The sequence below is a fragment of the Deltaproteobacteria bacterium GWA2_45_12 genome (assembly GCA_001797365.1).
In the GTDB taxonomy this organism is placed as follows: Bacteria; UBA10199; UBA10199; order UBA10199; family UBA10199; genus UBA10199.
In genome coordinates this window covers 1-14,408 of the sequence record MGPH01000049.1, presented here as the reverse complement: position 1 = coordinate 14,408, position 14,408 = coordinate 1, and the positions used below count along the sequence as shown (strand labels likewise).

The 14,408-nt window shown below is 46.9% G+C and carries 10 protein-coding genes and 1 tRNA gene; 6 read left to right on the top strand and 5 right to left on the bottom strand.

Going from position 1 to position 14,408, the window contains the following annotated elements:
• Positions 1 to 38: 38 nt before the first annotated feature.
• The 3 genes from A2048_07575 to A2048_07565 form a co-directional block, all read right to left on the bottom strand.
• Positions 39 to 128: transfer RNA gene (locus tag A2048_07575), tRNA-Ser, on the bottom strand.
• Between the two features lie 8 nt (positions 129 to 136).
• A complete protein-coding gene (locus tag A2048_07570) occupies positions 137 to 388 on the bottom strand; it encodes a hypothetical protein (protein OGP08307.1) in 252 nt (83 codons plus the stop codon).
• 159 nt (positions 389 to 547) lie between these two features.
• Complete coding sequence (locus tag A2048_07565) at positions 548 to 5,224, bottom strand: hypothetical protein (protein OGP08306.1); 4,677 nt, start codon at positions 5,222 to 5,224, stop codon at positions 548 to 550.
• A gap of 192 nt (positions 5,225 to 5,416) precedes the next feature.
• On the opposite strand from A2048_07565, the gene A2048_07560 reads away from it, so the two are divergent.
• The 3 genes from A2048_07560 to A2048_07550 are packed head-to-tail and all read left to right on the top strand — an operon-like array spanning position 5,417 to position 6,604.
• On the top strand, positions 5,417 to 5,647 hold the full coding sequence (locus A2048_07560) for a hypothetical protein (protein ID OGP08305.1): 231 nt from the start codon (positions 5,417 to 5,419) through the stop codon (positions 5,645 to 5,647).
• Positions 5,644 to 6,039 carry a twitching motility protein PilT gene (locus A2048_07555; GenBank protein OGP08304.1) on the top strand — a complete coding sequence of 132 codons (396 nt, stop codon included), beginning with the start codon at positions 5,644 to 5,646 and terminating at the stop codon, positions 6,037 to 6,039. The genes A2048_07560 and A2048_07555 overlap by 4 nt, the downstream gene beginning before the upstream one ends.
• Before the next feature lie 7 nt (positions 6,040 to 6,046).
• On the top strand, positions 6,047 to 6,604 hold the full coding sequence (locus tag A2048_07550) for a transcription elongation factor GreB (GenBank protein OGP08303.1): 558 nt from the start codon (positions 6,047 to 6,049) through the stop codon (positions 6,602 to 6,604).
• 24 nt (positions 6,605 to 6,628) lie between these two features.
• Here the strand turns inward: A2048_07550 and A2048_07545 are convergent, their stop codons facing one another.
• Both A2048_07545 and A2048_07540 read right to left on the bottom strand, forming a co-directional pair.
• The gene (locus tag A2048_07545; GenBank protein ID OGP08302.1) at positions 6,629 to 7,027 is read right to left on the bottom strand and encodes a hypothetical protein; all 399 of its coding nucleotides are present in this window, start codon (positions 7,025 to 7,027) and stop codon (positions 6,629 to 6,631) included.
• Positions 7,008 to 7,355 (bottom strand): hypothetical protein, encoded by a 348-nt coding sequence (locus A2048_07540; GenBank protein ID OGP08301.1) that lies wholly within the window; start codon positions 7,353 to 7,355, stop codon positions 7,008 to 7,010. Before A2048_07540 ends, A2048_07545 begins: the two co-directional genes overlap by 20 nt.
• A 54-nt stretch (positions 7,356 to 7,409) precedes the next feature.
• On the opposite strand from A2048_07540, the gene A2048_07535 reads away from it, so the two are divergent.
• The 3 genes from A2048_07535 to A2048_07525 all read left to right on the top strand — a co-directional run bounded on the left by A2048_07535 (position 7,410) and on the right by A2048_07525 (position 14,377).
• Positions 7,410 to 12,680, top strand: a complete 5,271-nt coding sequence (locus A2048_07535; protein ID OGP08300.1) for a hypothetical protein — start codon at positions 7,410 to 7,412, stop codon at positions 12,678 to 12,680.
• A 73-nt stretch (positions 12,681 to 12,753) separates the two neighbouring features.
• Positions 12,754 to 13,479: a hypothetical protein gene (locus A2048_07530; protein ID OGP08299.1), complete on the top strand. Its 726-nt coding sequence runs from the start codon at positions 12,754 to 12,756 to the stop codon at positions 13,477 to 13,479.
• Positions 13,480 to 13,588: 109 nt separating this feature from the next.
• A complete protein-coding gene (locus A2048_07525) occupies positions 13,589 to 14,377 on the top strand; it encodes a hypothetical protein (protein OGP08298.1) in 789 nt (262 codons plus the stop codon).
• Positions 14,378 to 14,408: the final 31 nt, after the last annotated feature.

Genomic DNA, 14,408 nt, shown 5'->3' with positions numbered 1-14,408 from the left:
AGCGTGGACTTTAAATTTACATTTTTAAGGAGGAATATTTGCGGAGAGGGTGGGATTCGAACCCACGTTACCGGTTAAAGTAAACACGCTTTCCAAGCGTGCGCCTTCAGCCACTCGGCCACCTCTCCTTAAAATTTTAATCCTTCCAAAGACCCAACAATCTTTTAAATTTAATACCACCTTTGTAGGATTTTATTTCTTTTTCCCTTTGGCAAGCAACAGATCGACTTTCATACGGCTCATTGTAAATACACACCCAGGGTATTCCACCTTTCGTAGATTTAACAAAGCCAGAATTATGTCTTACTAACCGATCTTCAATGAATTCTGTACTCCCTATATAATGTTTCCCTGTTTTTTCACTTCTTAGAATATACACTTGGTACATGTTAGCGCCTTTCCCGCGTAGCGGGACCCCGCTACGCGGGGCAGCCACTCGGCCACCTCTCCAAAGGAAAAGGAAACTTGCCGTCTTTACCGTCCCTGAATTTGTTTTGCAACGAAATCCTCTGGAGCCATTTTTAAGTAAGAAGGGAAGGGGTGAATGTTATTTCCTGATGGCCAATGTTCCGTCTGCTTGTCTTTGCAGGATAATGGCCTCGCCATTAATCTTAAGCCCGTAGATCCTGCTCTCTCCCAGCTGCACATTACCTGAAATAGGGGCTCCATCCAGTGTTGCTTTGACACCCTTGGGGATCTGTAAGAAGCTCGAGGTGCTTGAAGTTTCCAGCTTCACTCCACCGGCCAAATCGTAGAAGCTTGAGACAATAACCGAAGGGCCTGTGTCCACACGGCGTTCTGGGCGTTTTGGTGTAACAACTACCTGTCTGGGTGACGGAGATGGTGCGGGTGTTCGAGCTGGTTTGGGAGAATCAGGGGGTGTTGGTGCAGGAGTGTTTCTGACGGGCGGTTCATGTTTTAACCTAGAGCCTTGTTCCTTATGAAAGTGGATGCTGGGATTTTCTCCTCCGGTTACATCTACACAAATGGTTACTATTCCACCCCCTGGCCGGTTTATTGTAATTTCGTTGGAGCCTTCATTTAATAGGATCCGAGGAGGGGTGGCCTGATGTCCGTTAACTGAAATATTCTGCACGGGATACTCGCCAGGTGTTAGAACCACTTCAAAACGAGGTTTCTCTGGTCCTGTTGAAAAAACTCTTCCCAAAAGAGTTTTAGACTGGGGAGCTTTGGGAACAATGTCAACACCGAGTCCTTTATTATTCATTAGAAAGGAGCGGGGAGGAATGGTCCCATCAGGATTTTTCAGGGGGGCAGAGAATTCTCGCATGGGCACGGCTTGCCTAGAGGGGGGTGTGCTGCCGGGTGATTCTCTTGAAATAGTGAGAGAATGGTGCCCATTTTCAAAATGGGCGCTAACGATAAAAGTATCCGTACCTATTGTAATGCGATCTCCTGATTTTAGCCGAATTGTCCCTCCTTGAGGGGTCCCATTGATGTTTGCTAAACCAAATTCAACGCGAAGTTCCAAGCTTAGTTGATCCTGTTTAAATCTATTGGTCGACAGGTCAATACTGCCTAATGTTGCCCCTCTATCAGCAAGTGTGGTGTTGGCCACCAAAGTGACCCCTTCAGCCAATTTGAAAGTCTCGGTATCGGTAGATAAAGTTGTGCCGTCTTGTCGACGTGCAAAATGATAGGTTGTTGAACCTTCCGGAATTGCAAGAGTGGGGTTCCCCCGTGTTTCGGTAGGTGGTGTGGCGGCACGTACAGCCATGTGCGGGTTTGCCGGGGATCCTGGGGGTGACGCTGGTGCAAATTCGGGTCGTGGTGGGACGCCTTCTGGAAATACCTCTGCAAGATCAAAAAATTCGCGAGCAGAACCTCTAGGTTTTGTTCCAAGAGCGGCGCGGAGTTGCTCTAAACGGCTGGCCCAGTTTCCAAAGGGTTTACCGGTTTCCGTGTTGAAGCTGGCCTCCGGGTTTCCAAATTGTTGATCTCTTAAATGAGCTCCAGGGCCGGAAAGAAGGGCCTGAACTTCCCGCATGGCAATGTCTTCATGTGACCCCGGTGTTGGAGAAGGGCTGGTCACGGCCCAAAGAGGTGTTTGGGGGGATAGGGGAGCCCTTCTGGAGGGCGTCCCATGAGATTCTCCTCCCACTTGAATGATAGGACGACGTATACTGGCAAGATCCGTTTCATCGCTGTTTCCATTTGACATGACAGGGGCTCTGTTTTGTCGCCCTGGCAAATGCTCATCCGCCCAATTGGGATTGGCATTTGGATTTACTGCTCCCGGGTTATTGGCAAAAACATCGTTGCCCATGTCCACATCATTTCCTCCACCCGCTACAGCTTGATGGGCTTGGCGTTGTGGCTGAGTGTCGCGACGCGGTGCGGGAGGAGTGGGGGCAAGAGGATTGAATTGGGGAGTAGTTGCAAAATCTGGTTTGGATGTCGCATCAAAATCATTGTCTTGGAATGCAGAAGGTTGAGAGTCTGTCCCGGATGGAGAAGGGCTTTTAGGTCCTGCAGGAGGAGGTGGTGGGGTCTCAACAACATGCACCGCATCTTCTTTACGGCTTCTCAATAAATTTTTTCCGTCGCCCCAGTTAAAATAAACGGTGAGGGCTCCTTGTTGGGCCATGCTCCAATACAAATGCTTACGTAGTTCTTTGCGTGCTTCGGGGTTGGGATTTTCATCAATTTCCTGCAGGGCTTCCCGTGCTGTGGCGGCCAGTTCGGCGGCATCCAGACTTAAGCTTCCAACCCCTAAAAGAAGTTTTAATTTACTCCCTTCCTTGAGAAACCTTCCACCTGGGATGGACGCCAAACCAACGGCAGAAGCCAAAGTGCTAATGGCTATCAGGCCATCCATTTCACGGCCGGCCTGGCTGTCACGCCCCATTTTACGGATTCCCACGATGGTATTGACAGCTCCGGCAAAGGCACCCAACCCGGCTGCAGCAATGCCTCCCACCACGGCTGTATGGGGCGTGGGGATTTTGGAAACGGCGATGGCGCACATGGCCGCATTTCCGGCTTTTTCGGCTCTTTTTTCCCATTGGGCCCAGCCAAGATCACTTTCTGTAAAACCTCGCAGTGTTTGGACGTTACCTGAATCCGGATTTTTGATTTTATAGTAACCCACGCCATAAGGATGGAGGGCCATCATATTGGCCAAGGCTGCGTCAAGATCAGCTCCCTGATAACGGCTGCCCGTGGCCAAATCAAAAATGATGGTTTTTCCATCGCGGTTTTTTCCAAAAAGCAGGGGAGGGCTGACAATGGTTCCGTTGATTTGGTCGCAGTAAATGGCGGGAAGACTTTTAAAAGACGTAAGATCCGCATTATTTTCCTGTTCAAGGCGATTGAGGAAGCCATAAAGTTTTTGTTCTTTTTGGGTCGTCAATTCTTTGAGGTCAACGATGATTTCTTCCAACGCAGCTTTCTTTCCCTCAAAATCAGGGACCTCCGGATGCGTCATGAGTTGCGTCAAATTTTCCTCCGCTTGAGCTAAGGGTTTGCCGAATTCATCCTTATAAAAATGAATGACGTCGATGTAGCTTTTGGAATTTTCTTCAGCCAAAAGCCCATCGCCCCGTTCCCAGAAAGAGGAAATATTTTCGCGGCCGGCTTTATAAGCTTCAATATCATTGTATTGTTCACGGGTGAGGCCTTTAAGCTCCGGGGGGATTAATTTTATGTTAAGAGAAGCTTCTTGTCCTTGAGTCCATTCGGTTTCCCATTGGCCCTTTCTTTTTTCAAACGTGCTTTTCTGATTGGGATTAAAAACCAGAACCATTTCCGGATTCCCATAATTTCCTGTGGTGGCCAAAAAACGGGTGATCTGCCCGTTTTCATCCCAAGCTTCTACTTTCACTTGAGCCGTTACGGAAAAATCTCCCAAAGCATGAAAGCCCGTGACTTTCATCCGGCTTACGTGAGTCTGTGGGTTATTCCCGTGAATTTGCAATTGCCGGGTGGCCAGGCTTTCCAGTTTTTTCCAAAAAGGTTTGTAAGGGTCCCCGATTCTTTCCAGTGTGCGGCCCACTTGCAGGGTACTTTTTTCAACATTGGCACGGATTTTTTCCTGTTCTTCCCCATATCCTGCGGGAGTGCCATTGATATGGTTGGCCCTCTCTTCTCCCAAATCCAGGCCAAAACTTCGCAGATATTCTTTTTGCCCCTTAATGCGCTTGCCATCCACTATGACTGGGCGAAAGGATGATTTTTTTGACGGCGTTAATGAATAATTTTCCTGGCGGGCAGGTTCCATGCCTTCGGCCGACCCCTTGTATTTTCCTTCCCAAAAAACAAATTCTTCAATTATAGGGGCTCGCGTCGCCCCCTCCATCGGCAAAGCCGCTGGAGCCTCCCCCTCACCGCCGCCGTGCGGCTGGTCAGGTTTTTCCCCAACCACACGAAGATACCTATTGCGTACACGATGTTCGGTCACCCATTGGCCATTGGCATTGCGGACTTTGCGTTCAACAAATTCAATGTCATTTTCTTTAACCTGGGAACGGGGGTTGTTGGTATAGCGGGCATTGGCCCAGGAAAGAACCTTTTTTCTTGTAATCGTGGCCTCTGAGCCGCGATCTGCAGGGAGACCCCGCATCGAGTGTGGGGTGACAGAAGAGGGGTTTTTTATTAATTCCTTAAACTCTTCCGTGGTTCCCACAAAATCCGCATCATTGGCAGCCAAAGTCCGCGTGGTTTGAGGAACAAAGCGAACGTCATGGGGTTCACCATTTTGTGTTACACCCGACTTGGGCCAACCCACAAAATGGTATACGCGGCCATACACGCCTTCATGAATTTCATCCCGGCGCACTTCCACATGGGCAAGGTTGTAGTTGGGGTTGATCTCATTTACGAAATATTCCCAGGCTTGTTTTACTTCATCATTTTTATTTCCCGCAGCCAGTTCCCTAAAATCATCGGCACTTAAAATTTCATCTTCTAAGGGGACATCACTTATTTCGTTGGTGGGCTCTTGCGGTTTTGAAGCTTTTTGGGCACGTGTCCAGAGTGTGGGGATGGCTTTTTTAGTTTCACCAACTATTGCTTTGAGTGGAGCTGTGGCTTGTTCCAAAAACCCTGGAATGGGTACAGGTTCTTTTTCAGATGCTTTTTTACCAAGATCCGTTTCCTTCTTTTCGGACGTTTTTTTAGCCCCAGGTTGGGGCAGAATGAGACCGTCTTTATTTGAGCCAATGGATATTCCCATAAACTGCTGATTTATAAAAGCAATCGGCATGCCAAGGCTGATGATACAGCCCTTTTATAAAGATAAGTTATTTCAACAGCTTGATGATGAGGGGAGATAAAAGGAGGAATATAAAGTGGGAAAATAGGGGAGGTTGAACCTCTGTTTTATCAATATGAAAAATTTAGAAAAATCAAATATGACCTATTGACATAGTCATATAGGTTATTTAATATAGACATCATGAAAACCATAGCTGTTGGAGAGTTTAAGTCGCATTGTCTTTCCCTTTTTGAAAGGGTGAGGGCCAAAAAAGAGAAAATTATTATCGCGAGATGGGGAAAGCCCATTGCCCAAGTGCTGCCTTTAGGGGGAGATTTGAATGTGGATGTTCGGGAACAGTTAAAAAATACTCTTGTTTTTGAAGGAGACATTCTTTCTCCCATCGATGAAGTTTGGGAGGCGACCCAATGATTTTGTTGGATACCCATACATGGGTGTGGTGGCTGACACATCCGGAAAAAGTTTCTTTAAGCGCGCAGCAAACCATCAAACAGGCAACCAAAGAGGGGGAAGTGGGAATTTCTGCCATATCCTGTTGGGAAGTGGCCATGCTTGTGGCCAAAGGACGCCTTGGTTTTTCGGTGGATGTTGAGGCTTGGGTTGAAAAAGCACTTTCTCTTGGTGAGATGAAATTGCTGGAATTAACGCCTCAAATTGCCATTCGGGCTACCAGGCTTCCGGGTGATTTTCATGGGGACCCCGCTGACCGTTTTCTTATTTCCACAGCCATGACTCATGGCATTGTCCTTGTGACCAAGGACGAAGCAATCCATAAATACCCTCACTGCCGTTCGATTTGGTGAATTCTTTATGAGTAAAGCCTTTGTCAAAGAATCAGATAACAATCAGGAAGATGATGAACTCCTCAAACTGCCTCCCATTCCTGCCGGTTCCAAAAATTATATTACCCCGCGCGGAGCTAAAAAGCTTACTGATGAATTGCGCCATTTGTTGCACACCGAGAGGCCTAAACTTACCGAAGTCATTGCCTGGGCGGCGGGCAATGGGGACCGGTCGGAAAATGCCGATTATATTTATGGGAAAAGACGCCTGCGTGAAATTGACCGCCGCATCCGTTTTTTGGAAAAGCGGATCGAGGCTTTTGATGTGATTGATCCTGCCAGCATTCGATCCGACATCATTCTTTTTGGAGCCACCGTCACCGTCTGTGATGAAGAAGGCAACGAAAAAACTTATTCCATTGTAGGCATTGACGAATCAGAGGCCTCTCGCGGGCACATCAGCTGGATTTCCCCCCTGGCACGGGCCCTTCTTAAGTCCAAAAAAGGGGATGTGGTCACCTTCCCCTCGCCCAAGGGGATAAGGGAAATTGAGGTAATAAAAATCGTGTATGAAGAGATAAAATGACAAAAAATGTTTTTTGTTTGTTTTTTAAATTTTAGTTCCTGAATTCTTTGTCCAAAAACCATTCAAAAGATGAACGTGATTTTTTTTTATTTTTTCGTAAATGGCAAAGGACTCATCTTCGTCATATAAATGTGAAGTCTTGTTCCTGTCTTCAAGCATATCAATCCACCCTTCTCCATTATCAAACAATTTGGCCTGAAACCCTTCTTTAATGGCAGAACGCGGAGAATTGACTTCGATGCCCCCATGGACCAATAGTGCCTTGGCTAGTTTCCAGGCTAGTTCAAAGGTGAATTCAAACCTCTGGATGGTCCCGTCTACAACAATGCTTCCCTTGAGGGCATTTTCTTGAAGGGCTTCTTCCAGGCGGTCCAGGGCGTTTTTGTAATCCTGTTTGAGTTCCTTAATGCGTTTTTGATTCATAAAGAATGACTCCTTGGGAAAGAATGTTGTTTTTTAGCTCATCTTTTGCAATGGAATAAAAATTAATCACATCAAACTTCAGGGGAGTTTTTATCTTTTCTTCCAGATGATGGCGTACCATGTTTATGTCCCGGTCCGTCCATTGTTTCCCAAAAATGGCAATGTCAATGTCGGAGGTTTTTTTTTCATTGCCGGTGGCCCGTGAGCCAAAAAGAACGATCTTCTCAGGTTTTTTGCAGGAAAGGATCTTTTCAACGATTTGTTTGGACAAATTCACGGAAAGCACAGTGTCTTTTTGGCTGATAAATAAAGTGGCGTCAAGGGGCAACTTTTTTCACATACCAGCGATAAACATCCAAATTCACTAACTATTACTCATACTATGACTATTCCCGGCGTTGGCCCTGTGGATGCCTTTTTTGTTGTGGAAAGGGGACGAAATTCCCCCGTGGCCAAGTTGCGCCTTGCTGTCAATGGTTCCGTGTTTGGAGGCGTAGCCCAAGACAATGTGGATCAGGTGGCCCGGGTAATTCGAGAAGGGCACATGAGTCTTGAGGGAGAATGGCTCACGGTTCGTTTTGATCTCAACAGAAATCCGGCCGCGTTGGGCGACTGGCTTCGCTCGCTTCCCCCCAACATCACCTTTGGCCGTGCTGAAAATAGTATCAGAAATTATTTTTTTTTGGGGGGCCTTGATTCCAGAAGTACGACGATCCAACAATTGATATTTGGTGGGGAGAGTTTGGCAGGTTGGATGGCCGGTGATGGGTCGCTTTTTATGGGAAGATGCGTTGTTGGTAACGGCCAATTGTGTCTTTCCCTGAATTTATCCGGAGCCGTTGCCACAGAGGATTTGGCCCTTGAATTTTCTCAAGCCCTTGTAGGATTAAGCCCCGTCCCGCCACCCATGCGTCGTCCTCGACGCCCCCCATTTGATGAGAAGCCACGACCGGACCGAGCTTTGGCACGTGTTGTAAGTGGAGGAATACAGGGAGAGCCAAAACCAAAAAGACCATCGCTTGAGCTTTCTCCTCCAGAAATTCGCGATATCCTTCGGGATAGGTATGGTTACTTGCCGGGGGTCAGAAATCTTAAACGAAACGGCGAAGCGACTCCTGACTACCTCCGCGCTGAGGCAGAGCGTACAAGACTTCCTGTGGTTGTTCTTCTTTACGCCTGCCGCGAAATCAAATTGAATCACTATGCGACCCGCGATGAATTGTTGGCAGCGGCTACTGCCACCGGATTTCCCTTGGCCACCATCCTGGATTTTTCGTGGGGGCCGGGTTGGAGGGATGCGAAAAATTTCAGGGAATTTTCAAACTTGTCAACACAAACGGGGCTCACCATTATCGAGCTTATCTCGGCGCATAATCATGCCTTCAATGAGGGAGGTGGACTCGAAGCCGCTTTACAAAGAAATTTCAGGGAGTTTGGCAGCGCCCAATGGAGGGAATTATCCGGGGATAGCCCCGCACAGCTTGTCGCCCTTTTGGCTTTTTTTCACCCGGGAATCGATCCTGATACCTTCATGCAACAATTAGAAAAGAAAGAGGCCGCTCAGCTGGCCATAGCGGCAAGGGCTGAAGCTCGTCTAATGATGCAAAGCGAACGTGAGAAACTGGAAGTCCAACGTGCAGCGGAGAGGGCATTAAAAGCCGAAGCCATAAGGCACGAGGCTAAAAAGGCAAAAGCTGATCAACTGGCTGCCCAGCGGCTTAGCAGAGAAAGGGAAGAAGCCCAACAAAAGATGGCAAGGGTGGCAGAAAAAACAAGGTTACGGGAAATGGAAAGTCCTGGAGTCCCCATACTTCGCAAGGAGCCGGACTTGGAGGCTGTTATTGCTGATATACGAAGAACTCTGCCAGAGAAACCAAGCTATGCCGAATTATATGCAGTAGCTGATAGTCTGGGCGGAGGCATGACCCAACTTATTGAAACTTTTTATGGCGGCAAAACCTTGGCTGATATTGTGCGGAATTGGCGATTGGCGCAAGCAGGCTTGCCAACCCGTTGGGGGACGAGCCTATCGCAAACCCAAATGGCCATGCGTGTTCGCCAGGCCACGGCGTTCATCAATGATAAGGCTCCCGAGGGTAAGGCCAGCCGAACATTAATTCATCAAATTGAAAGCCGAACCACCGATGAGGGTTACATTCCTGAGCGTTGGGCCTTGCAAGCTCTGGCCCATGTCATGGGCATGGATGTGAACATTCTTTATTATGTTGTTAACAGGCAAGTGGCCGGTCCTGAGTGTGTTGATCCAGCGCTCACACGGGGAGAGAATTTTGAATATTATTTGTATTCAAAAGATTTGATTCGAGCCTTTACAGCCCTTTCTTATAGAACGCTTTCCAGAAAAGATGTTTTAGACAGGCTATTACAACACTTTATTCATCCAGATAAGGTTCAGGTCTTCAATGGAAAGCCCCTTCCACATACCCAGTCGGCAGAATATGTTCCCTTGGGTTTTGTGTTGTTAAACATTCTTCGACTCACCGCTTTAAAAACAAAAGCTCCTGCCTATGAATTTTTGGAAAGAGAAACAGGTTTGTCAAAAGAAGACATTTGGGAATTTATTTCACAAAGTCGTCAATCAAAAAGGGTGGCTCCTGTTATCGGTATACGGCTTCCTGTTGATTCAAGGGTGGCTTTAGACTCCGCTTTTCCCAAGTATGCCGACTTAAGGGAAGAATGCCGGACAAGAGGTGTTACGGTTGCCTCTCTTTTAGAGACGCATACCCAAGGTAAGCCATGGCATCAGCTCCTCAAAGAGTGGAGGGTTCAAAAAGGGCTTACTGAAGAAGATGTGGCGCGTTCCATTGCCATGAAAAAAGGGAATCTTCTTCCCCAAACGAATGTCATCAAAGAATGGGAAGCCTGGCATTTGGGGCTGGCCGTGCCTTCCCGGATGGATGTCTGTTATTGGCTAGAGGCCATTGAGGCTCCGATTGATCTGCAGGGCATGTTATTTTTGATTAATCGTGCGGCCTATCCGCAGCTTGATGAGCGATACACCCAGGCCCCTACTTGTGAAGTTTATTGTGATGCCCCTTTCTTGCGCGAAATTTTCGATGATATTCTTCATAATCGGGGAAGGGATAATCCGGATGAGAGCGCTTTGGTGGCTGTGGAAGAAGTACAAAGGGATTTACGGTTTGTTCTCTTGGGGCGCTTATTGGACCCAGATAGGAAGTACTTATTTCGCGCCACTGGGGGTACTGTTTTTGTAGGCTCGGCCGATTCAAGGCATTTTGTTGACAATACAACCATCATTGCTTTCCTTAAACGGGGAATGATCCAGTTGGAAAGTATTCAGAAGATAGCGGCCCTTTTTGAGTTTGATGTGGAGGATGTCTATGAGTTCATTATGGTCAAATGTTATGACCCCAAATTCGTTAAGGCTGTAGATGATGCATCACAAGATCCCCAAATCAAGGCCTTGCTTCAATGGCTTGGAAGACCCAAGGCGCGATTTTTTTTACATCCTTCCCATGGCCCTAGACAGGCCAAGGATTTTTTAGAACGCGTGGATACGCTGGGTGGTTTCCTTTGGTTGGCCCGCCAACTCAATGGTTTTTCACTGGAGGAAATTGGGGAGTACTCTCACTTACGCCGTCAAGACATCATTGCCATTGAGAAAAATGACATGCCCTATGTGGTAGAAGGTGACCTTATTCGTTTTGCAGAAATTTATCACTTGCCTTTGGGAATCTTGCAAAAATTGCGTGATAAGACCTATCCTGCGGGCCCACCGCAAAAAGACATGTTACGTAGTGCCAAGGCAGGGTCTTTGAAAAGCCTGGTGATGCAGGGAATTGGTTTGTTTAGTTATGAACAGGCAGCTGAGGTCATCAGCAACGTGATCACTGAAATTACAGGCCAGCCAAGGGTATTCCGCTGGGCTAATATTCAGGCCATTGGGGATTTACCCAAAACGCAGGTGGGGGATGAACTCATTGCCGGTTTTATCCTGGCTTTTGGACATCGTTTTGATGTTCAAAAATTTATTTCCTTGGCACGACCTCAATGGGTTGAACTTGCCAAAAATGGTTTTGAAGTTTTTCCGCCTTCGACTCCGGAGGTTTTTTACGATCATCGAATGAAAGAGAGAAAACCAAGGCATCAGGTTTTTAAAGACCTCACTTACAACTCGGCTTACGAGCTGCAACAAAATGAAGAGAAACATCAATGGGTACCCGAGGTAAGGCTGATGCAAATGACCGAAGCAGGTTTTGGGGATCTGGCTTTGCGTTTGAGGCGGTCAAATCCGTGGTGGTTATTGGCTTGTGAGGCAAAAACAGGTGATCCCACACAACAATCTCGCGATCGCTTTGCCATGGCAAGGGCCATTGGCCGGCATTTGAAATCAAGATCCGATGGTCGCGATGTCATTGATCGTGCCCTTCAAACTTATCGTGAGAAGAGTGGGGATCCGGCCCTGACCGATGATGCCATTGTGAAGCGTTTAAATCTTCCCGAAAAGATTTTGTCCAAAAATTTTGGCCTTGATGATGCTGATTTTGACGTGCTGGCCGCAGGCTTGCCGGATTTTGATTATAAGGAACTTGTTGAAGGATTTCGTCAAGGGGAGCTCTCGCATTTTTTAGGGAAGAGAGCGATGGGGGAAAATCGGGATCTTGCAGAATATCTTTGGTCCGCGCCATTGTGTGCTGATGATTTTACCGTGATGGCTTACCGAATCTGGGAAAAATTGGCCGGGGAAGGGGAGTCGTATGCCGTTTTTTGGCGCCGACAACATGGGTTTGCCGATGTTCGAAAAAACAGGGACGTTTTAACCTTGGTGACCCAAGATTTCACGCCGGATAGAGCTTTTACTTTTGTCGGATTAGCCACTCAAGTGGGAGAAAAAATTTCCTATGCGGATGTCATGAGCGGGTTTGATGAAATTGATCGAGGTAAATATGCGGGGTTTGCCCAGGAATTGGATTGGAGCTTACCTAAGGGTTGGATAAAGGATCACGTTGAAAGCCTGAATACGGAAAGTCTGTATGCCAAGTTAAAGGATGGCGCAAAGGAAGACCTGGAAAGTTTGTGGCGAACCTTCCCCCGAGTTACCCCACAACATAAATTCCCCATAGCCCGGTTTCTTAAAGGAAGCATGCCGCCTGAGCTTATTGGACTGATGGCAGACCATTTTTTTGACCATGGTTTTTCTGCTTTTTCCGGCATGACGCGTGAGGAAGTGAGAAAAATTCTCTATCTGAATTTAAGACCTCATTTATTGGCCTTGATTAAGGAGGGAGAAGCGGCCCCATGCCAACCAGAACGATTGTCAGGTTCACCCATCAGAGATGCGAAGGTGGCTAGTCAATTTGAAGCCAGCACTCAAATTGGGGCCCCACTACTTTTCCCATTTACAGACCAAGGAATTTCCGATGGAGATACCAAAGCCCATCTGGCGGATGCCGGGATGAAAATGCAAGAAGCTGGTGGCCATGTTCAGATTTCTAATGATGCGCCATCGCGTTTGGCCCTTGATCGAACCGCAGATTTAATTCCTTCAATAAAAAAACGCTTTTCCCGACCCCTGTCCCCCTTTTCACCGCGTGCCGGTTTCCGCAGTCTTTCCCCTTTGGGAGCCCGCATCGGTATCAACCGGTTTGCCCCCAATTTTTTTAGGGGGCGATGATTGATCAGCTAGGACCGTTTTCACACAAAATTTTCATGTTAAAACAGAAGAAATTCTGGGACATTTGGTCTCAATGAATTCTTCAGCCACGATTTTGAGTGTGCCCTGCAAATGGAGCACAGCCCACGGCCCTGTGCATGGCCGTCAAATTGATTTGTCAACAGACATCGCCCTTATATCCCCGTTTTTAAAAAATTTGGCCCAAAGCATTCTTACCGACGGTGAACAAAAAAAATACAATACCCTTTCACAGGGTGGAAGACGACAATCGGAATGGCTATTGGCCAGGCTTGCCGCGAAAGAATTGGCGGTTGGTTGGGCCCAAGACAACATAAATCAAAAATTGACGCTCCGAGAAATTGAAATAGCCTCCGATGAAAAGGGAAAGCCTTTTTTTAAAGTTCCAAAATACCAAAATCAATGGCCCGATCTTTCACTTAGTCATAGCGGGCTGAAAGTGGTCGCTGTGTTATCGCCAACAGCCAATCAAAAAGTGGGGGTTGATTGGGAATCATTAGAGACGCATCCAATAGGAAAATGGGTGGACCGTACTTTTGGCAAGGATGAACTTGAAAATTTTGATCGAAAGAACGATCTGGTTGTCCTGGGATTATGGGCCGCTAAGGAAGCTGTAGGCAAGGCCTTGGGGACGGGCCTTGGCGGTGACCCGAGGAATTTTTTTGTAACATCGTTCTCAGCTCACAAAAATGAAGCGGTTGTGACCCATAAAAATAAAGATTTCCTAATAAATTTATATCCCAATGAAAAAGACATTCTGGCCCTGTGTGTAATAGGCTGAATTTATTATAAATTCCTACCGGCTATCACAAGCCACTTTCATATGCAGACTAAAAAAACCTGACGTGCATCATAGACAGGGCAGGTTGACCGATTTATCCCTGTCAAAAATGAAAACGATTTTCAATTTCATTGACAAACAATCGGCAAGCAGGGCATGCTTACTTGTAAGATTTAAATTTATTTGGGTTTGCTTATTTATAGTTATCGATTGTCTTGTGGTGATTTCCACTGGAGTGGCAAATCCGGATATTCTTTCGGATCGACCCAAGAAGAGATACCTTTTTCTTCTTAATCAGGACACTTTGACGGGAAGTTGGGGAGGGGTACGTAGCTTTCTTAAGGATAAGGGGATTGAATTCGGGTTTATCTATACTGGTGAGATATTTGGAAATCTTCGCGGCGGTTTTTCTAGAGGAGTTGAATATCTTGATAATTTTGACCTTCTCCTTTCAGTTGATGCCGAAAAATTTGTTAGCTGGAAAGGAGCTTCGTTTCTGATTTATGGGCTTGGCAATCAGGGAGGCAGCCCTAGTAGCCATGCAGGAGATCATCAGACTGCTAGTAATATCGACGCTCCCGATACCTGGAAACTTTACGAAGCTTGGTATCAACAAAATTTTTTGGGGAACCGGCTTTCGTTCCTTGTAGGGCTTCACGATTTGAATTCTGAGTTTGATGCCATGGAGACATCGGCCCTTTTTATCAACAGCTCGCACGGTATTGGTCCGGACTATTCTCAAAGTGGGCAAAACGGTCCTTCAATTTTCCCGACGACCTCTTTGGCAGGGCGGATTCGTTTTCGACCGCGGGATTATCTTTATATTCAAAGCGCTGTTTACGATGGGCTTCCGGGTGATTTGGATAATTCTAGGAGCCTGTCGGGGAAACATTTTTAGTAATTCATGATCGGCAACAGCCCCGGTTTTT

What these genes read in the sequence shown, in the direction of transcription:
- A2048_07570 (OGP08307.1), bottom strand. Translation starts at nt 388, where the DNA reads ATGTACCAAGTGTATATTCTAAGAAGTGAAAAAACAGGGAAACATTAT.
- A2048_07565 (OGP08306.1), bottom strand. Translation starts at nt 5,224, where the DNA reads ATGCCGATTGCTTTTATAAATCAGCAGTTTATGGGAATATCCATTGGC.
- A2048_07560 (OGP08305.1), top strand. Translation starts at nt 5,417, where the DNA reads ATGAAAACCATAGCTGTTGGAGAGTTTAAGTCGCATTGTCTTTCCCTT.
- A2048_07555 (OGP08304.1), top strand. Translation starts at nt 5,644, where the DNA reads ATGATTTTGTTGGATACCCATACATGGGTGTGGTGGCTGACACATCCG.
- A2048_07550 (OGP08303.1), top strand. Translation starts at nt 6,047, where the DNA reads ATGAGTAAAGCCTTTGTCAAAGAATCAGATAACAATCAGGAAGATGAT.
- A2048_07545 (OGP08302.1), bottom strand. Translation starts at nt 7,027, where the DNA reads ATGAATCAAAAACGCATTAAGGAACTCAAACAGGATTACAAAAACGCC.
- A2048_07535 (OGP08300.1), top strand. Translation starts at nt 7,410, where the DNA reads ATGACTATTCCCGGCGTTGGCCCTGTGGATGCCTTTTTTGTTGTGGAA.
- A2048_07530 (OGP08299.1), top strand. Translation starts at nt 12,754, where the DNA reads ATGAATTCTTCAGCCACGATTTTGAGTGTGCCCTGCAAATGGAGCACA.
- A2048_07525 (OGP08298.1), top strand. Translation starts at nt 13,589, where the DNA reads ATGAAAACGATTTTCAATTTCATTGACAAACAATCGGCAAGCAGGGCA.